Source organism: Rubrivirga sp. SAORIC476 (assembly GCF_002283555.1).
GTDB lineage: Bacteria > Bacteroidota > Rhodothermia > Rhodothermales > Rubricoccaceae > Rubrivirga.
On record NZ_MVOI01000007.1, the window covers coordinates 69,365 to 87,811 of the forward strand.

General features: G+C 72.3%; 17 protein-coding genes. 1 reads left to right on the top strand and 16 read right to left on the bottom strand.

Translation table 11 applies throughout. The features are described 5' to 3' along the window. Nucleotide 1 precedes the first annotated feature (1 nt). The 7 genes from B1759_RS15940 to B1759_RS15970 all read right to left on the bottom strand — a co-directional run bounded on the left by B1759_RS15940 (nt 2) and on the right by B1759_RS15970 (nt 6,974). Nucleotides 2-1,960: a copper-translocating P-type ATPase gene (locus tag B1759_RS15940; RefSeq protein ID WP_369811379.1), complete on the bottom strand. Its 1,959-nt coding sequence runs from the start codon at nt 1,958-1,960 to the stop codon at nt 2-4. Between the two features lie 305 nt (nt 1,961-2,265). Then, the gene (cfa, locus tag B1759_RS15945; RefSeq protein ID WP_233134432.1) at nt 2,266-3,537 is read right to left on the bottom strand and encodes a cyclopropane fatty acyl phospholipid synthase; all 1,272 of its coding nucleotides are present in this window, start codon (nt 3,535-3,537) and stop codon (nt 2,266-2,268) included. 17 nt (nt 3,538-3,554) lie between these two features. Continuing rightward, on the bottom strand, nt 3,555-4,286 hold the full coding sequence (locus B1759_RS15950) for a hypothetical protein (protein ID WP_095516079.1): 732 nt from the start codon (nt 4,284-4,286) through the stop codon (nt 3,555-3,557). Next, a complete protein-coding gene (locus B1759_RS15955; RefSeq protein ID WP_095516080.1) occupies nt 4,283-5,032 on the bottom strand; it encodes an SDR family NAD(P)-dependent oxidoreductase in 750 nt (249 codons plus the stop codon). Before B1759_RS15955 ends, B1759_RS15950 begins: the two co-directional genes overlap by 4 nt. Beyond that, complete coding sequence (locus tag B1759_RS15960) at nt 5,022-5,663, bottom strand: hypothetical protein (RefSeq protein WP_095516081.1); 642 nt, start codon at nt 5,661-5,663, stop codon at nt 5,022-5,024. Before B1759_RS15960 ends, B1759_RS15955 begins: the two co-directional genes overlap by 11 nt. After that, complete coding sequence (locus tag B1759_RS15965; protein WP_095516082.1) at nt 5,656-6,369, bottom strand: isoprenylcysteine carboxylmethyltransferase family protein; 714 nt, start codon at nt 6,367-6,369, stop codon at nt 5,656-5,658. The genes B1759_RS15960 and B1759_RS15965 overlap by 8 nt, the downstream gene beginning before the upstream one ends. Further along, on the bottom strand, nt 6,366-6,974 hold the full coding sequence (locus B1759_RS15970) for an RNA polymerase sigma factor (protein ID WP_095516083.1): 609 nt from the start codon (nt 6,972-6,974) through the stop codon (nt 6,366-6,368). Before B1759_RS15970 ends, B1759_RS15965 begins: the two co-directional genes overlap by 4 nt. A 286-nt stretch (nt 6,975-7,260) precedes the next feature. Between B1759_RS15970 and B1759_RS19410 the strand changes: the two genes are divergently transcribed. Continuing rightward, nucleotides 7,261-7,704 (top strand): hypothetical protein, encoded by a 444-nt coding sequence (locus B1759_RS19410; protein WP_143537436.1) that lies wholly within the window; start codon nt 7,261-7,263, stop codon nt 7,702-7,704. 241 nt (nt 7,705-7,945) lie between these two features. Here B1759_RS19410 and mrdA read toward each other — a convergent pair whose 3' ends face one another. The 9 genes from mrdA to B1759_RS16020 form a co-directional block, all read right to left on the bottom strand. Further along, entirely contained in the window at nt 7,946-9,772 is a 1,827-nt protein-coding gene (mrdA, locus tag B1759_RS15980; protein WP_095516085.1) for a penicillin-binding protein 2, read from the bottom strand. A gap of 253 nt (nt 9,773-10,025) precedes the next feature. Beyond that, nucleotides 10,026-11,693, bottom strand: a complete 1,668-nt coding sequence (locus B1759_RS15985; protein ID WP_095516086.1) for an FAD-dependent oxidoreductase — start codon at nt 11,691-11,693, stop codon at nt 10,026-10,028. Nucleotides 11,694-11,744: 51 nt separating this feature from the next. Further along, the gene (locus tag B1759_RS15990; protein ID WP_143537437.1) at nt 11,745-12,701 is read right to left on the bottom strand and encodes a nuclear transport factor 2 family protein; all 957 of its coding nucleotides are present in this window, start codon (nt 12,699-12,701) and stop codon (nt 11,745-11,747) included. A gap of 45 nt (nt 12,702-12,746) precedes the next feature. Then, nucleotides 12,747-14,207 (bottom strand): multicopper oxidase family protein, encoded by a 1,461-nt coding sequence (locus B1759_RS15995; RefSeq protein WP_095516087.1) that lies wholly within the window; start codon nt 14,205-14,207, stop codon nt 12,747-12,749. A gap of 33 nt (nt 14,208-14,240) precedes the next feature. After that, nucleotides 14,241-14,636 (bottom strand): DUF302 domain-containing protein, encoded by a 396-nt coding sequence (locus tag B1759_RS16000; RefSeq protein WP_095516088.1) that lies wholly within the window; start codon nt 14,634-14,636, stop codon nt 14,241-14,243. Nucleotides 14,637-14,647: 11 nt separating this feature from the next. After that, nucleotides 14,648-15,319 carry a class I SAM-dependent methyltransferase gene (locus B1759_RS16005; RefSeq protein ID WP_198948954.1) on the bottom strand — a complete coding sequence of 224 codons (672 nt, stop codon included), beginning with the start codon at nt 15,317-15,319 and terminating at the stop codon, nt 14,648-14,650. 10 nt (nt 15,320-15,329) lie between these two features. Continuing rightward, complete coding sequence (locus B1759_RS16010) at nt 15,330-15,548, bottom strand: SHOCT domain-containing protein (RefSeq protein ID WP_095516089.1); 219 nt, start codon at nt 15,546-15,548, stop codon at nt 15,330-15,332. Nucleotides 15,549-15,585: 37 nt separating this feature from the next. Next, nucleotides 15,586-16,347, bottom strand: coding sequence for a copper resistance protein B (locus tag B1759_RS16015; protein ID WP_095516090.1), 762 nt, complete (start codon nt 16,345-16,347; stop codon nt 15,586-15,588). 41 nt (nt 16,348-16,388) lie between these two features. Next, nucleotides 16,389-18,377 carry a copper resistance system multicopper oxidase gene (locus B1759_RS16020; protein WP_095516091.1) on the bottom strand — a complete coding sequence of 663 codons (1,989 nt, stop codon included), beginning with the start codon at nt 18,375-18,377 and terminating at the stop codon, nt 16,389-16,391. Nucleotides 18,378-18,447: the final 70 nt, after the last annotated feature.

Consider the following 18,447-nt stretch of genomic DNA (forward strand, 5'->3'; position numbering starts at 1 on the left):
GTCAGCGCTCGATCTTGAGCAGGCGGGCGTTGATGGCGACGATGACCGTGCTGGCCGACATGAACACGGCCCCCATCGCCGGGCCGAGCAGGACGCCGGCGCTGTAGAGCACGCCGGCCGCGAGCGGGATGGCGACGATGTTGTAGCCGGCGGCCCACCATAGATTCTGGATCATCTTGCGGTAGGTCGCCCGCGAGAGCTTGACGATGGTGGCGACGTCCTGGGGGTTGCTCCGCACGAGGATGATGTCGGCCGTCTCGACGGCCACGTCGGTCCCGGCCCCGATGGCGATGCCGACGTCGGCCTGGGCGAGGGCCGGCGCGTCGTTGACGCCGTCGCCGGTCATGGCGACGGCCAGCCCACGCGCCTGGACCTCCTTGACCTTGTCCGACTTCTGCTCGGGGAGGACCTCGGCGAACACGTCGTCGAGGCCGATCTCCTCAGCCACCCACGCGGCCACCTTCCGGTTGTCGCCCGTGAGCATCATGGTCTGGATGCCCATCGCCTTGAGGTCGGCGATGGCGCCCTTCGCCTCGGGCCGGATCACGTCGGCCAGGGCGAAGGCCCCCGCGAGGTGGCCGTCGAGCAGGACGAAGACGACCGTCTTGCCCTGGGCCGAGAGCGTCTCGTAGCGGGGGTCGTCGATGGCGAGGCCCTGGGCACGAACGTAGCCGGGGCTCACGACCTGCACGCGCCGGCCCTCGACGGTCCCCTCAGCCCCCTTGCCTGGGATCGCCCGGAAGCCCTCGACGGGCAGGGGCCGCTCGACGGCCGCGGCGATCCCCTGCGCGATGGGGTGCTCGGAGAGGGCCTCGACGGCGGCGGCGAACCGGAGGACGGCCTCCTCGGTCAGCGTCTGGTCGAAGACGAGCGTGTCGGTGATCCCGAAGCGGCCCTCGGTGAGGGTCCCCGTCTTGTCGAAGATGACGGCCTGGAGGTTCCGGGCCGCCTCGAAGGCCGTCCGGTCGCGGATGAGGAGCCCGTTGCGGGCCGAGATCGCCGTCGAGACGGCGACGACGAGGGGGATGGCGAGGCCGAGCGCGTGGGGGCACGCGATGACCATGACGGTCACGGCCCGCTCGATGGCGAAGGCGAACCCCTCCCCCATCACGAGCGACCAGAAGAAGAGCGTGAGCGCGCCGCCCCCGAGCGCCACGACGGTCAGCCAGAGGGCGGCCCGGTTGGCGAGGTCCTGGGTCTTCGACTTCGACTCCTGCGCCTCGCGCACGAGGTCGATCACCTGCGAGAGGAAGCTCTCGGCCCCCGTCTTCTGCACCTCGACCGTGACCGCGCCCTCGCCGTTGATCGAGCCGCCGATGACCGCGCTCCCCTCGGTCTTGGAGACCGGGACGGACTCGCCGGTGAGCATCGACTCGTTCACCGAGGTCTGGCCGTCGACGACGACGCCGTCGGCGGGGACCTTCTCGGCGGGCTTGACGATGACGCGGTCGCCGTGCTGGAGCTGGTCGAGCGGCACGTCCTGGACGGTCCCGTCGGGCATGAGCTTGTGGGCCTCGGACGGCATGAGCCGCGCCAGCTCCTCGAGCGCCTTCGAGGCCCCCATCACCGACTTCATCTCGACCCAGTGGCCGAGGAGCATGACGTCGATGAGGGTCACGAGCTCCCAGAAGAACGGCATCCCCTCGAGCCCGAACACGACGGCCGTACTGTACACGTAGGCCGTCGTGATAGCGACGGAGATCAGCGTCATCATGCCGGGCCGCCCGCCCTTCACCTCGGACACGAACCCCTTCAGGAACGGCCAGCCGCCGTAGAAGAAGACGACGGTCGAGAGGGCGAAGACGACGAGGGCGTCGCCCGGGAACCGGAGCGCGTCGCCCAGCCGGAGGAAGGCCTGGATGGCCGGCGAGAGGAGGAGGACGGGGACCGAGAGGACGAGGGAGACCCAGAACCGCCGCCGGAAGTCGGCCACCATCATGGCGTGGTGGTCGTGGCCCATCTCGCCGTGGCCAGGCTTGTGGCCGTCGTTGCCGCGGCGCGCGTGCTCGACGGGGCCGCGGCGGGCGTCGTCATGGCTGCCGTGGGGGCCCTCCTCGGCCGCGTCGCGGAGCTCCTGCTGCTTGAGCCCGGGCTTCTCGCCCGGCGGCACCGGGTCGGAGAGGTCGTGCTCGGCGTGGCCTCCGTGCGCGGCCGTCGGCTGGGAGGCCGCCGGCGTCGTGGAGTCGTCGTGGGAGGGGTCGGTCATGGGAGGCGGGGGTCGGGTGAGGGGCGGGGGCTCTCTGAACGGGGGGGATACGCGAGGGGTCAGCGGACGGACGTGTACCCCCCGGGGACGCCGTTCTTCGAAAGGACGACCTGCCAGAGCTGGGCGCCTCGCGCCCGGAACAGGCCGGCGCACTGGAGGAGGTAGTAGGTCCACATCCGCCGGAACCGGTCGTCGTAGCGGGCCGGGAGCGATGCCCACGCGCGCTCGACGTTCGCGTGCCACGCCATCAGCGTCCGGTCGTAGTGGGCCCCGAGGTTGTGCCAGTCCTCCATCACGAACCGCCCCTCGACGGCCCGCCCGATCTGTTGGATCGAGGGGAGCATCGAGTTGGGGAAGATGTACCGCTCGATCCAGGGGTCGGTCGAGCGGGCGGAGTGGTTGCCCCCGATGGTGTGGAGGAGGACGAGCCCGTCGTCCTTGAGGTGCCGGCGCACGACGTCCAGGAACGTCCGGTACCGCTTCACGCCGACGTGCTCGAACATGCCGAGCGAGACGACGTGGTCGAACGGCTCCGGCTCCTCGAAGGCGCGGTAGTCCTGGAGGCGGACCTCGACCGGGAGGCCATGTAGCCTCGCACTAGCCAAAGCGACCTGCTCCTCCGACACGGTGATGCCGACGCCGCGCGCCCCATAGCGCTCGGCGGCATAGGCGAGGAAGCTCCCCCACCCGCAGCCGACGTCGAGCACGCGGTCGCCCGGCTGGAGCCCGAGCTTGCGGCAGACGAGGTCGAGCTTCGCCTCCTGCGCCGCGTCGAGCGTGTCGGCCTCGGCCCAGTACGCGCAGGTGTAGACCATGCGGCGGTCGAGCATGGCCTCGAAGAGGTCGTTGCCGAGGTCGTAGTGGCGCTCCCCGACCTCGAACGCCTGCGATGGCCGCACTTTACCCGCAATGGCCGCCGCAATCGCCGGGAGGAGCACCCACGGGTTGCGGGTCGCCTGACGGACGGCCGCGCGGGCGTCCGGGCGGAGCAGGCGGTGGAACGTCTCGTCGAGGCGCTCGGCGTCCCACCACCCGTCCACGTAGCTCTCGCCGAGGCCGAGCGAGCCGCTGCGAACGACCCGCTTGTAGAAGCGCTCGTCGTGGACCTGGATGTCCCACGGGTTCGGGCCGTCGATGGCGAGCCCCGTGTGGGCCGCCAGCTCGAGGACGACGCAGTGGGCCGGGGAGGCGCCCCGGTGACGGACCGGCCGGGTGGGCTCGAGCGGCGGCAGCCGCCCGCCCCCGTCCGACCGTGCAGGGGCGCCCGCGGCGCGGCCGAGGCCGGGGCGGCCAGGCCCGTTGGAGGAGTAGGTGCGAGAGGTGGGCATCATCGGAGGGACTGGCGGGCTCATTCGGAGCGGGCGAGCACGATGGAGCCCCCGTCCGAAGTGAGGACCTGCCGCAGGAGCCCGCCGCCGGGCAGCAGCGTCTCCTCGGCCCGGTAGCGATCGTTCTTTACCCGGACTCCGAGGACGTAGGCCCGCAGGCGGACCGCCTCGGTGACGGTGTAGGCCCCGGCGGGCGCGTCGGTGGCCGAGGGCCGAGCCACGCGGTTCTCGAAATCGATGCGGGTCCTCCCGCCGAGGAAGCCGAGGGTTCCGCGCTCGATGTCGGCCTCCAGCGTCACGTCGTCGAGGGCGACGCGTTGAGTCGGCGGGCCGGGGTAGAGGAGCGCATCGCCCGTCACGCGCAGCGCGAGGTCTCGGCCCTCGGGGCCGAGCAGGGCGACGACGTTCATCACCATGCCCGCGTCGTCGACCCGGCACCGAATGGTCGTCTCGGACACGTCGGCGGCGTCCCCGTCGCACGGCCGCACCGTGAGCGTCGCCGCCATCTCCTCGCCCGCGACGACGACGGAGCCGACCGCCAGGGTCTGGCACGCGCCCTCCGCTCCCTGCGCGTCGACCGTGCGTCGCGTGTAGCGGCTGCCCTCGACGAGGGCGAGCGGCATCTGCTGGGCGGCCACCGCAGACGCACCCAGGCACAGCGCGAGCGCGACGAGTGCGGGCCGCGGAGGGCGGGCCGAGGGGTGCCAGGAGAGGTTCGAGAGGACCGGCGTCATGAGGCGGAGGGGGTTCACCGGGCGAGGTACCCGCCGTCGACGGGGTAGTAGGCCCCGGTGACGAACGAGGCCTCGTCGGACGAGAGCCACGCGACGAGGGCGGCGACCTCGTCGGGCGTGCCCAGCCGACCCGCCGGGTGGAGACCGACGAGCGTGGCGAGCGTCTCGGGGTCCGCTTCCAGCGCCGAGATCATAGGCGTCTCGATGAAGGCGGGGCCGACGGCGTTGACCCGGATGCCCTCGGCCGCCAATTCGATGGCGGCGGTCTTGGTGAGCCCCACGACGCCGTGCTTGGCCGCGACGTAGGCCGGGGCACTGGCGAACCCGACCTGCCCCAGGATCGAGGCCACGTTGACGATGGCCCCGCCCCCGGCCTCTCGCATCGCCGGGATCTGGGCCTTCATGCCGTAGAAGACGCCCGACAGGTTGACGCCGAGCACGCGCTGCCACGCCTCGACGGGGTAGTCCGCCGTCGGGGCCTGCTCCCCGCCGATGCCGGCGTTGTTGCAGGCGACGTCGAGCCGACCGAAGGCGCGGACGGCCCCGGCGACGAGGGCCTCGCACGCGGCCGGGTCCGACACGTCGGCCAGGACGAAGAGGGCCCCTCCCCCGCCCTCTTCGATCTGCTGCGCGGTCTCCTGCCCCCCGGCCTCGTCCACGTCGGAGACGACGACGCGGAAGCCCTCGCGGGCGTAGCGGAGGGCGATGGCGCGTCCGATTCCGGAGGCGGCACCGGTGACGAGGGCGACGGAATCAGGAGTCATGGGAGGCGAGGCTTGAGCTGGACGAAGGAGGGGCCGGGCGCATCCGGGTGGCCTTCTCGAGCAGCATCAGGAAGCCCATCGCCGGGTCCCGCGACTGCGCGTGGTGGAGGACGTCCCAGTGCGCGCGGAGGTGGTCTTGGACGAACTCGACCATGTGCCCGAGAGAGAGCGTGAGGGTGGCCGGGTGGCTGGGCGCACCGTCCGAGGAGAAGACGGCCAGGCGGACCTGGTGGCCGGCCGTGAGCTGGGCGGCGCCCCGGCGGAGCAGGTCGTGGGCGGCCGAGGCGGCCTCGTCCGGGTCGGCGCACCCGAACCGGGCCAGGGCCGCCTCGATCACGCCCGCGTCGAGCGTGGCCTCGTTGAAGCGGCCACGTCCCTCCTTGACCTCGGCCACCAACATGTCGGGGCGGTCGGTGGGGGCGCGCAGGGCCGGGTCCGTCTCGAACCGATGCCGCCCCCCTCGCCCGAGCACGCGGCGACCCGCTCCGGGAAAGCGGACCGCCAGGACGTCGAGGTCGGTCACGGTGCGGTAGCCGCCGTGCCGGGCGGCCTCGAGGACGGGGTACTCCGTGACGGTGAAGTAGCCGTTGACGTGGAGGTAGGCGCGGACGAGGGCGACGGCGTTATCCATAGGTCACCTCGGGCTGGGGCGCCGCGCGGGGCGGCTCCGGCGGCGGCGCGGACCCGTCGTAGCGGACGCCCGGGCGGGGGACGAAGCGGGGGACCTGGGCCGCGTAGACGTCGTAGGCCGCGCCGAAGCGTGCGCGGACCTCGCGCTCCTCGATCCGCGCGAGCCGGGCGTACATCCAGACCAGCACGGGGAACATCGCCAGCGTCAGGAGGGTGGGCCACTGCACGAGGAAGCCGAAGAGGACCGCCACGAAGCCGCCGTACTGGGGGTGGCGGACACGCGCGTAGAGCCCCGTCGTCGCCAGGCGACCCTCCCGCTGCGCTTGGTACAGCACGCGCCAGGCGCTCATAATGACGAGCACGCCGCCGCCGATGAGCACGTTGCTCAGCACGTGGAGCACGTTGAAGTGGGCCGCCCACGGGCTCCCCTCCCCGATCCCGAAGAGGGTTTGCCAGAGGTGGCCGTTGTCGTGGGCGAAGAGGTCGAGGCCGGGGTACCGGCTCCCGAGCCACCCCGAGAGGAGGTAGATCGTGAGCGGGAACCCGTACATCTCGGCGAAGAGCGCCACGACGAAGGCCGAGAACGCCCCGAAGGAGCGCCAGTCGCGCCAGTTCTTCGGGCGCGTGAAGCTGAAGGCGAAGGCGACGAAGATGACCGACATCACGACGGCCATCAGCCAGTATCCGTAGTCGTAGGGTCCGTTCATCGGATGGCGGGGTCAGGGGCAGGCTGCTCCGGGTCGAGGAGCTCTTCGCGGGGCGGGCAGTCGCAGGCGTGGAAGCCGTGGTCGGGGCACGCCGTGCACAGCGCCTCCAGCCGCTCGCGGAGCTGGCGGCGGGCGCGGTGCCGCCGCACGTTGAGGTTGTTGCGGGTGATGCCGAGATCTGAGGCGACCGCGTCGGGGTCGCGCCCCTCCAGCTCCAGCGCTTCGATCAGCACGCGGTACTCGTCTTTGAGCGTCGGGAGGAGAGCCCGGAAACAGAGGCAGAGTGCCTCGTCCTCCGTGGGAGGCACGGCGCCTTCCCGCTCGTGTCGGTAGCGGTCGAGAGACGCGACCTCCCGCTCACGCCTCCGGTACACGTCGGCGATGGCGTTCGCGACGATGCGGCGGAACCACGGGACGAGCTTCTCCTCGTCCCGGAGGCCGGGGGCGGCGCGGAGGGCTCGGAGCAGGCTGTCTTGCACGACGTCTTCGGCGAGGGAGGGGTCGTCCACGCGGGATGCGACGTAGGCGAGCAGGTAGGCCCTGCCCGCGACGAGGTGGGCCTCGACCAGGGCGTGAGGGGCGGCGTCTGTCTGCGGTTCAGTCATCGTCTACCTGTAGTGACGCGGGAGGGCTCGGGGGATTACAGTCGCGAGCCCCAAGGCGGGGAGCGGTCGACCGGTGGCTCCGGAGGGCGAGACCTGGGTGGCCGCGCGAACGTGGGTGACGGTGATACCGGGGCCACGGTGCGGAGGGGGGTGTCAGGATCGGGAGCCCGAGGAGGGCGCCGTGCGGCCCCGGCCGCGGGCGTCACATCGCGTCGTAAGTCGCGCGGTCTATCAGGCGCACGGTCTCCCCCGGGCGCAGGCACGCCACCTCGTGCATGCGGTGGGGATGCCGAACAGCCACCTCGCTACCACCCACGTCGAGACGGTTGAGGCAGCGGGAGACCCCGACGGCGTCGGGGGCGCAGTCCTCGTCGGTGAGGACTTGGGCCTCCACGGCAGCGGGCGGGACAACGCCCTCGACGAGGGTCACTGCCAGCACGCCTGGCTTGTGGGGGAGGCGCTCGGCCTCTGGCGTGACGAGGACAGCGCGGACCTCGGTCTCGGTAGGCTGGGTGCGGAGTGTCCTGTCCGTCGGGGGGACGTCGTTGGTGCCCAGGAGGAGCCGAGCGCCGACGACGACGGCTCCGACGATGAGACCGAGAAGGATGAGGCGTGTGATTCGGACATGCATGGGATGATTCGGACATGCATGCATGCATGGGATGATTCGGACATGCATGGGACGGCCGGGCTGCCGGGGAACCTCCGTGACGGCAGGCAACGCTCGTGAGGTTGCCCCCATGAAAGGCGTCCCAGCGCGGAGGAGCGTGGAGGACGACCTGGTGCCTCCAACCTCAGGCAACGCACCCTTACGGAACCTGAGCTCGCCCTTAAAATCCGCTCAGGTTGTCCACCTGGCAGGGTTTGGCCCCCCACAACCGCCCTCCTCCGGATACGCTGTGGGCTGCGGCCCCAACCGCCTCGACAATCCGACCCCGGTCTTCCAATCCAGACGCAACCCGAGACCGGGGTCAGGGGCCTGGTTCCAGCGGCTCGCTCCGGACCGTCTCGACGAGACGGCGGACGAGGTCGGGCCGGGTGGTCCGGCCGGTCAGCGCCTGCTCGATGAGGAGGCTCGCAATGGGGGCGGCGGCCGTGGACCCGAACCCCCCGTTCTCGACGAAGACGGCGACGGCGATCCGGGGGGCCTCGGCCGGGGCGTAGGCGATGAAGAGCGAGTGGTCCTCGCCCTGCGGGTTCTGGGCCGTGCCGGTCTTCCCCGCGACGGCGACCCCCGGGACGGCCGCCACGCGGGCCGTCCCCGACGTCACGACCGCGCGCATCCCGCGCTGGACGACCGCGAGGTTCGCCGGACTGACGGGGAGCCTGCGGGGCGTCGGGAGGCCGGGGCGGACCTCGTCGCCGGAGGCCGGCTGCCGGAGGACGCGGGCGAGGTGGGGCGTGACGAGGCGGCCGCCGTTGGCGAGAGCGGCCGTGTACCGGGCGAGCTGGAGCGTGGTCACGGACACGTTGCCCTGCCCGATCCCGAGGGACACGAGGTAGCCCCGTGTCCAGCGCCCGGCGCCGTAGGTCCGGTCGAAGTACGACGAGTCGGGCCAGAGGCCCGGGCTCTGCGAGGGGAGGTCGGTGGGCATGGGCTCTCCGAAGCCGACGAGGTGGCCCCACCGCGCGTAGGTGTCGAGGCCCATGTCGAGGCCGAGCGCGTAGAAGAACTCGTTGCACGAGACGCGGATGGCGTCCTCGACGCCGAGCGGCCCGTAGCTCCCGTGGCCCCCGAAGCGACGGCCACCGAAGACGAAGGACCCGTTGCACGGGTACGTACTGGACGGCGTGATGACGCCCTCCTCGAGCCCCGCGAGGCCCATGAGCGGCTTGATGGTTGAGCCGAGGGGCTGGGCGCTGAGGGCGGCCCGGTCGTAGAGGGGCCTCGCGGGATCGGCCGAGAGTCGCGCCCACGTCGCCTGAGCGACGGGCGGGACGAGCATGGCGGGAGCGTAGTCCGGGCCGGAGACGTAGGCGAGGATCTCGCCCGTCTCGGAATCGAGGGCGACGGCGGCCCCCCGCTTGCCGACGAACAGGGACTCGGCGAGGGCCTGGACGTCGGCGTCGAGCGTGAGCGTGAGGTCGTAGCCCGAGACCGGGGCGGCGTCGTCCGCCCCGCCCCTCCAGCGCCCCACCGCGCGCCCGCGAACGTCGACGAGCTCGAAGCGACGCCCCGGGCGCCCCCGGAGCAAGGCGTCGTAGGTCCGCTCCATGCCCGTCTGGCCGACGAGGTCGCCGGGGGCGAGGCCCTCGACCTCGCGCCGGGCGACCTCGTCGGGGCCGACCTCGGCGAGGGTCCCGAGCGCGTGGGCGGCGCGGGGGCCGGGCGGATACGTCCGGTGGTAGGCGTCGACGACCTCGACTCCAGGGAGCCGGTACGCCTCTTCGAAAACGCGGGCGGCGATGGCCGGGCGGAGGTGGGCGGCCACGACGGTCGGTCGGTAGAGGCTCCACCGCCGGGCCTCGTCGACCCGAGCCTCGACGGTCGAGTCCGGGAGGCCAAGCAGGTCCGCCAGTCGGCCGACGTCGTCGCCGAGGCGGTAGGGCGTCACGGTGACGGCGGAGGCGGTCTCGTTGTTGACGAGGAGGCGGCCGTCGCGGTCGTAGATGCGGCCCCGGGGGGCCGGTGACCGGACGGCTCGGATGGCGTTGTCGCGGGCCACCTCGGCGTAGAGGTCGCGGTGGAGGATCTGGAGGTCCGCGAGGCGGAGCCCGAGGACGGCGAAGCTTCCGACGACCAGGCCGACGAAGATGCGGTACCGGACGGTGCGCGCTAGGAGATCGTTCGACCTCATGGTGACACCGGGTCGCCGCTACGCCCGACCGAGCCTCGAGCCCACGTCAGCGCGGAGGCGAGGGCTCCGATGGAGAAAGCCCGGCCGATGAGGCCCCCCCACGGCCTCATCGTAGGGCCGCCGTGGAGAGCTCGGCTCGCTCGAGTCCGGGGCAGGAGGCGGAGTCGTGGTCCGTCCATGGGGGCGCGTCGTTCGTGAGCGGAACGCCGCACGGGCTGCGAGGGTCGCTCTCTAACCTGAAATGGACCTAAGGTTATCTGATCCGACGGCCCTCCCCCGCACGGCTCAGGCCGAGCACGAGCCCGGCAGCCGCACCTGCGCCGAGTACGCTCAGGACGTGCGGCAGGCCTAGCGCATACAGGCCATCGTCGAGCCTGGCCGTGAGCCGAAGCGGTAGGGGCTTGTGCTGCTTTAGAACGACGACGTCCGGCTCGAACACGCGGGCCGCGCGGCGCCCGCTCTCGACGGCCCCCTCGATGCTCCAGATGTCGGCCTCGGTCTCGGTGTGGGCGCCGGCGAGCACGAGGTTCGGGACCGACGTCGCCTGGGTGGGCCGGTGGGGCCGCGTGTTCGTCGTCGTGACCCACTTGGGCTGGTCGGGCTCGATCCCGTCCGGCGAGAACGTCCACTCGGGCCAGACCTCGACCCTGGCGATGGGGAACGTGTCGAGCCCGCGCCCGCCGTTCGCTTGGCGGATCATGCGGTCGAGCGCGTCGGACGCGCGGATCTGCGCGAGCACCTCGTCGAGGAACTCCTCCTTCGTGCACGTCCGGAGCGGCTTGCCGTGGACGCGCCCGGGGACGGACGCCACGCACGCCGTGCACGTCCAGAGCGAGGCGACGCCGTCGCCGAGGTCGACGCGGGGCGGCCACGCCTGCTCCTGGGCGAACAGCGTGAGGTCGAACTCGGAGTCGGTGAGGGCCACGGCCGTCCGGTCGCGGGGCCACGCCATCGGCTCGTCGAAGGCGATCCGGAACGAGACCTGGGTGTGCGGGCCGTCCTGGATGAGGGGCCGGAATTTCTGGAGTTGCGGGTCCGCCTCCAGCTCCGGCGTCCGGGCGAGGACGTCGGCGGCGGCGAAGGGCGTGACGGCCAGGACGTAGAGGTCGGCCTCGACGGCCGCGCCCGTCGCGAGGGCCGCGCCCGTCACGCGCTCGCCGTCGAACCGGAGCGTCTCGAGCGGGGCCTCCCAGTGGAACGTGACGCCGCGCCGCTCGAGGTCGGCGACCCACTTGTCGAACCACCACTCGTTGCTGGGGCCGCGGAGGAGCGACCAGCCGCCGAGCGACTCGTGCGCCCAGGCCGAGCCCTCGGCGTCGGCCGGGTGCGTGTGGCGCGGGCCGGACCGGACGTTCCGCCCGAAGAACAGCCCGACGTGGTGGATCGAGGCGACCGGCCAGTCCGCCCCGATCCACGGGCCGAAGAGGGCCCGCCACGTCGCGTGCCCGACGGCGCTCATCCGGGGCTTCCAGTACGCCGCGGCGTTGGTCCGGGCGTACCGCTCCTTCGAGCGCCGGTTCGTGGACCACGCCTTGAGGAGCCCCCACGCCAGCCACGCCTTGTCGGCAGCCGTCATCCGGAACGCCTTCGGCTTGTCGAAGAGGTCGTCCGGGTCGAGGTCGTCGTCGGCCGGGTTCGGGACGACGGCGTACTCGACGGGCCGGGAGAGGACGCGGTCGTAGAGCGAGTGCTCGTCGTCGAAGGGGATCTGGCGGAGGAGGTCGAACGTGTTGTGGTACCACGGCCCAAACCCGTGCCACGAGTACTCCGTGGGGAGGTCGTCAGCCTCGCGGCGGGCGCTCCGGAAGAAGCCGCCGGCGGAGTCGTTCCGCTCGTAGACCTCGACGTGGTGCCCCCGGCGGACGAGCTCGTGGGCGGCGCTGAGGCCGGCGACGCCGGCCCCGAAGATGGCAACGGTCACGGAGTGGTGGGGAGCGGGGCGATCGTATAGGCGGCCTGGAAAGGGGTGCCGCTAGCGCCCCGACGACCAGTGGACGGCGGCGACGCGCCAGCCCTCGGGCGTCCGCTTCATGACGAGGAGCTCGGCCATCTCGGCGTCGCCGATGCGCTGGGTGGACGCGACCCAGGCGGCGTCGCCGGCGACGGTCGTGCGGCGGAAGAGCGGCTCGACGGCAGCGTCGGCGAGGAAGGCGGCGTCGCGGGCGAAGTGGTGGGAGAGGTACTCGGTGCGGGACTCATGGCGGCCCCCTTCGAGGACCACGGCGTCGGGGAGGAGCAGGACCTCGACCGCCGGGCGGTCGCCCGCCGCGAGGGCGGCGTGGAAGCGGTCAGCGGTGGCGGAGGCGTCGAACTCGGCCTGGCCGACGGCGGGCGTGGCCGGGCGCTCGTCGCCGTTGTGGGCGCCCGCGTTGCGCCGCTGCATGGCGACGCCGTCGCCGTGGTCCATCTGACCGTGGTCCATAGGGCCATCTCCGTGCATCCCCTCCATCCGCTCACGCATCTCGGGGTCGGCCATCATCCGCTCGTGCATGGCCCGCATCCGCTCGTGCATCGCGCGTCGCTGCTCGGGGTCCATGGCCTCCATCCGTTCCATCATCTGTGCGTGCATCTGACGCATGTGGGCCCGGCGCTCGTCGGGAGACATCGCCACCATCCGCTCGCGCATGGCGGCCATGTCCATCTCCCCGCCCATCATCTCCTGCATCATGGCCCGCATCTCGGGCATCGCCATCATGCGCTGGTGCATCTCGGGGTCGGCCATCATCCGCTCGTGCATGGCCATCATCCGCGGCATCATGGCGTCCATGTCCATGGCCCCGTGGTCCATGCCGTCCATGCCGTCCATGTGGCCGTGGTCCATGGGTGCGGCCCGGGTGGTGTCGGCGTGCTGGTGCTCCTGGGCCTGGGCGGTCGGGATGACAGCGCCGAGGACGAGCGCGAGGGCGAAGTAGAGGGCGTGGCGTTTCATGGTTCTGGGGTGGTGTGGGAAAAGCGTCGTTTCGGGGGTGGAGAGTCAGACGTAGCGGACCTCCCGGGCCATGCCGGCCTCCAGGTGGTAGGCGTTGTGGCAGTGGAAGAACCACCGCCCGGGGTTGTCGGCGACGAACTCGACGGCGACTCGGCCCATGTGTGCTGGGACGAGGACGGTGTCCTTGCGGACGCCACCAGTGGCGAGGTCGCCGGTGCGGAAAAAGTGGCCGTGGAGGTGCATCGGGTGGAGCATGGCGCTGTGGTTGGTCATGCTCAGCCGGACGCGCTCGCCCTCGCGGACCGCCAGCGGAGCGGCGTCGGGGTAGGCCTGCCCGTCAATGGTCCAGGCCGACGACATCATCCCGCCCGAGAGCGTCAGGTCGAACGTGCGGTCGGGCCGCGTCGCGGGCGCCGGCTCCTCGACGCTCCGGAGGTCGTCGAGGCGGAGGAGCCGCCCCCCGGTGAGCCCATCCGGAAGGGCTCCCTCGCGGGGGCGAACGGCCGCGGCATCGCGGTAGCGCAGGACGGCCTGGGCCGGGGCGCTGGTGCCCTCGACGGTGGCGGCCGCGATGGGCCAGGCGCCGGGGTTGTCGGCCTCCAGGACGACGTCGTAGCGCTCGCCCATGCTCACGAGCAGCGCGTCGACGGTGACGGGTCGGACGGGCTCGCCGTCGGCGTGGGTGACGGTGAGGCGGTGGCCGCCGACGGCGAACCGGAAGGTGGTGGCCCCAGAGGGGTTCATGACGCGCATCCGGAGCCGCTCGCCCCGCCGGACCTCGATGGCGACGGGGTCGGTGGGGAGCTTGCCGTTGAGGAGGAGGCCGCGGTAGGGGGGCACCTGGCCGCCCATCATGCCGCCTCTCCCCCGCCCCATCCGCCCCCCCACCATGCCGCCCCGGCCAGCCGCCGTGAGGGGCTCGGGCGCGCCCGGGAGGTAGTCGTCGAGGACGATCGTGACGTCGCGGTCGTAGGCGACGTGGGGCTCGCGCTCTTCGATGACGAGCGGTGCGACGAGTCCGCGGTCAAGTTGGAGGCCGACGTGGCTGTGGTAGAGGTAGCTCCCGGCGGGTTCGGCGGCGAAGTCGTAGACGAAGGAGCCACCGGGGGGGACGGGCTCCTGGGTCAGGCCCGGCACGCCGTCCATGGGGTTGGGGACCGGGATGCCGTGCCAATGGATGGTGGTGGGCTCGGGGAGACGGTTCACGACCGTCGCCTCGAGGCGCTCGCCCTCGGCGAGTCGGATCTCGGGGCCGGTGTACCCGCCGTTGTAGCCCCAGGTGCGCCAGACCTCCCCGGGCCCGACCTCGACCTCGACGGCCTCGGCGACGAGGCGGACCTGCCGGGCGGGGCCGGTGGCGGCGTCCCGCGCGGCCTGGTACGAGGGCGCGCCGGGCACGGCGATGGGCCGCCCCGCCTCTGCGTAGCGAGGGGCCTCCGGGCGGCAGCCCACGAGGGTGGCGGCCCCGGCGAGGGCGGTGTGGTAGAGGAAGTGTCGGCGGTCCATGGGGATCTCCCAGGGGCGGGGGCGGGGAGTGGGCTACACGTGGTCGATGGCGAGGCGGAGGCGGTCCCGGATCTCGGCGGCGATCTCGCCGAGCGCGAGGTTGTCGACGGCGGTCATCGAGGCGACGGGGTCCACGGCGGCGACCTCGGTCTGGCCGTCGCCCGCGTCTCGGAGGACGACGTTGCAGGGGAGCATCGTCCCGATGAGCGGTTCGGCCTGGAGCGCGCGGTGCGCAGCCGAGGGGTTGCACGCTCCGAGGATCTTGTAGGGGCGGACATCGACGTCGAGCTTCGCCTTGAGCGTGGCCTGGATGTCGATCTCGGTGAGGACGCCGAAGCCCTGCTCGCGGAGCGTCTCGCGGACGCGCGGTTCCGCCTCGCTCATTGGGAGGTCGACGGTACGGGCGTAGTGGTAGGTGCTGGAAGACATGGGAGGGGCGATCAGAGCGGTTTGTGGGCGTCGATGCGGCGGAACACTCCGAAGGGGGCGATCGGCTCGGCGCGGTCGAGGTGCCAGCCCGCAGCCTGGACGTTCTCGACGGTGCGCCGGGCGACGTGGACGCCGGTGAAGCGGTGGACCGGGCCGTCGAGCCCGTCCATCACGCGCCCGAGCGGCTCCAGGCTGGCGCGCTGGTGTTCGAGGAGGCGGAGGCGACCGCCGGGCTTGGTGACGCGGAGCCCCTCACGGAGCCCCGCGACGGGGTCCGGGACGGAGCAGAAGACGAACGTGGCGACGGCCTCGTCGAACGCGTCGTCGGGGAGCGAGAGGTGCTGGGCGTCCATGAGGTGGAGCGTGGCCTCTGTATCGGGGTGGCGCCGGAGCACGCGCCGAGCCCGGGAGAGCATCCCTTCCGAGAGGTCCACGCCGGTGACGCGAACGCCGTCGGGGTAGTGGGGGATGTTTTTCCCCGTCCCGACGCCGATCTCGACCACGTCTAGCCCGTCGACGTCTCGCCAGAGCGCCCGCCTCCAGCGGCGGTAGGCGAGGGCCTCGACGGGCCACTCCATCGCGTCGTACGCCCGCGCGTGGCGGTCGTAGGCCCGGCGGGTGTGCTCGGTCTGCTCGAGGGCGGAACCGGGGGGGCGGGCAGCGGGAAGGCGGGTGGTCTCCACGGGTCTCGGGTTAGAGGTCCCGGAGCAGGTTGGCCTTCCGCTCCTCGTACTCCTCGGTCGTGATCTCCCCGTCGGCGTACCGGCGTTGGAGACGGTCGAGAGGCGCCGCCTCGGGGGGGGCGGCGGTGCGCCTGGAGAAGGCCCACCAGGCGGCAGCCGCGATGACGGCGGCCCAGACGAGCCACCAGATCCAGTGCATGCCGCTCATGTAGTGCGGGACGTCGTACATGATTGGGGTTGGGGGTGGCTAGGGGTTCGGAAGCGGGCTAGCGCCAGAGGCGGATGCCGAAGACGACGTTGGCCTCGGAGGCCGAGCCGCCCTCGTCGCGGGCGAAGTCGGCGGCGGCGCCGTACCGCTGGGTCCAGTTCACGCCGACGTAGGGGGCGATCTCGCGACGGACCTCGTAGCGGAGCCGGAGGCCGAGCTCGGTGTCGTTGAGCCCGGAGCCGACGCCCCAGTCGGCGACCTCCTGGAGCGCGGCGTTGACCTCGAGCCGGGGCTGGGCCACCAGCCGCTGTGTGAGGAGGAGGTCGTAGGACCCGACGAACCGGGCTGAGAGGTCGCCGGCGTCGGAGAGGAACAGGGCGGGCTCGACCTCGAAGAAGTAGGGCGCCAAGCCTTCGAGCCCCACGACGAGGTGGGGGCGGGCGCGGAGCTCGCCGTCGCCGAACTCGGTGTCGAGCCGGACGCCCGCCTGCGCCTCGAAGTAGGACGTGATGAGGCGGCTGTAGAGGGCCTGCCCCTCAACCTCACCGGCGGCGTCGGCGATCGACCCCTCGCCCTCGCCCTTGATGTAGAGGCGGGTGTAGTCGTTGCCGATGCGGTAGAGGCCCTCGACCCGGGCCGGGACGCCGCTGGCGGCCGGCGCGGCCTCGAACAGGTCCAAGAGCGCCAGGGAGTACAGGTTCTGGTCGGCCGCGGCGACGGCGCCGGGACGGAAGTCGGGGTACTCCGGGAACGGCGGCGCGTCCTGGGCGCTGGCGGGCAGCGCCAGCGCGGCGAGGAGGATGAGAAGGAAGCGAGGCATGGGATCGGTCGAGCGGGAAGGGCAGGCGGGCAGCGCAGGCGCTAGCCCCGGGCGAGGTCGCGGCGCGGGGGGCCGTCCGGGTAGAGCGAGGCGAGCACCTCCGGGTCCCAGTCGTCGGGCCGCTGGACCATCGCCACCCTGAACATGCCGAGGTCCATGTGGTAGAGGATGTGGCAGTGGAAGGCCCACGGCCCGAGCGCGTCGACGTCGATCAGGAGCGAGAGCCGCTCGGCAGGTTTCACGACGACGGTGTGGACGCGCGGGATGTACTCGCCGTGGCCGTTCTCGAGCTCCATCCACATCCCGTGCAAGTGCATCGGGTGGTTCATCATGGTGTCGTTGACCATGGTGAGGCGCAGGCGCTCGCCGTAGACCATCGGGATGAGCGGCTCCTCGGCGTAGGTCTTCCCGTCGATCCCCCACATGTAGCGCTCCATGTTGCCCGTGAGGTGGACCTCGACCTCGCGGTCGGGCGCACGCCGGGGCTCGGGGTGGAGCGCCTTGAGGTCGGTGTAGACGAGGACACGGCGGCCGTCGCCCCCCAGCCCGACGCCGGGCTCGTGGAGCCGGCTCATGGTCTGGTCCGGGGCCATCGCGTTCGCGATCCCGTGGTCGTCGGCGCCGTGGGGCGTGACGTCGGGGAGGGCGCCCGGCGGGCGGAGGCCGGCGTGGTCCATGCCCGGCATGGCGACCTCATCGGCGCGCGCGGCGTGGTCGCCGTGGGCCATGATCGGAGCCGCAGCGGCGGGGTGGTCGGGTGCGGGCGCCTCGCCGTGGCCCATCGCCCCGTGGTCCACGCCCTCCATTGGAGCGCCGGCCGCCGCGCCGGCCGCCGGCCCGTCCATGTCCATCCCAGCGTGGCCGCCGCTGCCCATGTCCATCCCAGCGTGGTCCATGCCCGGCCCGCCGTGGGCCATCCCCATGTCCATCATCGTGAGCGAGGGGCGGTCCCGCATCTCCGGCACGGGTGCGCTCATGCCGGGCCGAGGCGCCAGTGTGCCGCGGGCGTAGCCCGAGCGGTCCATCGACTCGGCGAAGACGGTGTAGGCCCGGTCGCCCGGCTCCACGACGACGTCGTAGGTCTCGGCGATCCCCATCCGGATCTCCTCGACCGTGACCGGCTGGACGTGCTGGCCGCTCACCTGGACGACGGTCATCGGCAAGCCCGGAATCCGCACGTCGTAGAACGTGCCCGCGCTCGCGTTGACGAACCGGAGCCGGACGCGCTCGCCCGGCCGGAACAGGCCGGACCAGCCGGGGTCTGGGGCCTGTCCGTTCATGAGGAACGTGTAGGTGGCCCCGGTGATGTCGGCGATGTCGGTCGGGTCCATCCGCATCCGGTCCCAGTCGAGCCGGGCGCCGGCGCCCATCCCCTCGCCCGCGACGAGCCCCGCCAGCGTCTGGCGCTGGTAGTTGTAGTAGTTCGCCCGCTTCTTGAGGTTGGCGAGGACGTCGTGGGGGTCCTCAAACGTCCAGTCCGAGAGGACGACGACGTACTCGCGGTCGTAGGCGTGCGGCTCCGGCCCGGCCGGGTCGATGACGAGCGCGGCGTAGTGGCCCTGCTGCTCCTGGAACGCCGAGTGGCTGTGGCACCAGTACGTCCCGAACTGGCGGATCGGGTAGCGGTACTCGAACGTCGAGCGCGCCGCGATGCCGGGGAAGTTGACGTGGGGGACGCCGTCCTGGTCGTTGGGGAGGATGAGCCCGTGCCAGTGGACCGACGTCATCTCGTCGAGCCGGTTGTGGACGCGGACGACGGCCTCGTCGCCCTCGGTGAACCGGAGGAGCGGGCCGGGGACCGACCCGTTCATCGTGACGGCCGTGCCCGTCCGGCCGCCGAAGGCGAGCGGCGTCCGGTCGATGGTGAGGTCGTACTCGACCAGGCCGGGGCGCCGGACGGTCGGCTGGAGGCCGGGCTGGCGGAGCGGGCCGTGCGCGAGCGCCGAGCGCGCCCAGGCGGGCGTGAGGGCGCTCAGGCCCGCGAGCGCGCCGACGGCGGAGGCGTTTCGGATAAAGAGTCGGCGGTCCATCGGGGGCGGAGTCGGAGGGTGGGTCTGTTACGGGCCGGAGTCGCGGGGGTGCGGGCCGGGGCCTTAAAAG

What these genes read in the sequence shown, in the direction of transcription:
- B1759_RS16010 (WP_095516089.1), bottom strand. Translation starts at nt 15,548, where the DNA reads ATGTACGACGTCCCGCACTACATGAGCGGCATGCACTGGATCTGGTGG.
- B1759_RS15995 (WP_095516087.1), bottom strand. Translation starts at nt 14,207, where the DNA reads ATGGACCGCCGACACTTCCTCTACCACACCGCCCTCGCCGGGGCCGCC.
- B1759_RS15940 (WP_369811379.1), bottom strand. Translation starts at nt 1,960, where the DNA reads ATGGGCCACGACCACCACGCCATGATGGTGGCCGACTTCCGGCGGCGG.
- B1759_RS15990 (WP_143537437.1), bottom strand. Translation starts at nt 12,701, where the DNA reads ATGAAACGCCACGCCCTCTACTTCGCCCTCGCGCTCGTCCTCGGCGCT.
- B1759_RS15965 (WP_095516082.1), bottom strand. Translation starts at nt 6,369, where the DNA reads ATGAACGGACCCTACGACTACGGATACTGGCTGATGGCCGTCGTGATG.
- cfa (WP_233134432.1), bottom strand. Translation starts at nt 3,537, where the DNA reads ATGATGCCCACCTCTCGCACCTACTCCTCCAACGGGCCTGGCCGCCCC.
- B1759_RS16000 (WP_095516088.1), bottom strand. Translation starts at nt 14,636, where the DNA reads ATGTCTTCCAGCACCTACCACTACGCCCGTACCGTCGACCTCCCAATG.
- B1759_RS15970 (WP_095516083.1), bottom strand. Translation starts at nt 6,974, where the DNA reads ATGACTGAACCGCAGACAGACGCCGCCCCTCACGCCCTGGTCGAGGCC.
- B1759_RS15960 (WP_095516081.1), bottom strand. Translation starts at nt 5,663, where the DNA reads ATGGATAACGCCGTCGCCCTCGTCCGCGCCTACCTCCACGTCAACGGC.
- B1759_RS16020 (WP_095516091.1), bottom strand. Translation starts at nt 18,377, where the DNA reads ATGGACCGCCGACTCTTTATCCGAAACGCCTCCGCCGTCGGCGCGCTC.
- B1759_RS15955 (WP_095516080.1), bottom strand. Translation starts at nt 5,032, where the DNA reads ATGACTCCTGATTCCGTCGCCCTCGTCACCGGTGCCGCCTCCGGAATC.
- B1759_RS19410 (WP_143537436.1), top strand. Translation starts at nt 7,261, where the DNA reads ATGCCGAACAGCCACCTCGCTACCACCCACGTCGAGACGGTTGAGGCA.
- B1759_RS16015 (WP_095516090.1), bottom strand. Translation starts at nt 16,347, where the DNA reads ATGCCTCGCTTCCTTCTCATCCTCCTCGCCGCGCTGGCGCTGCCCGCC.
- mrdA (WP_095516085.1), bottom strand. Translation starts at nt 9,772, where the DNA reads ATGAGGTCGAACGATCTCCTAGCGCGCACCGTCCGGTACCGCATCTTC.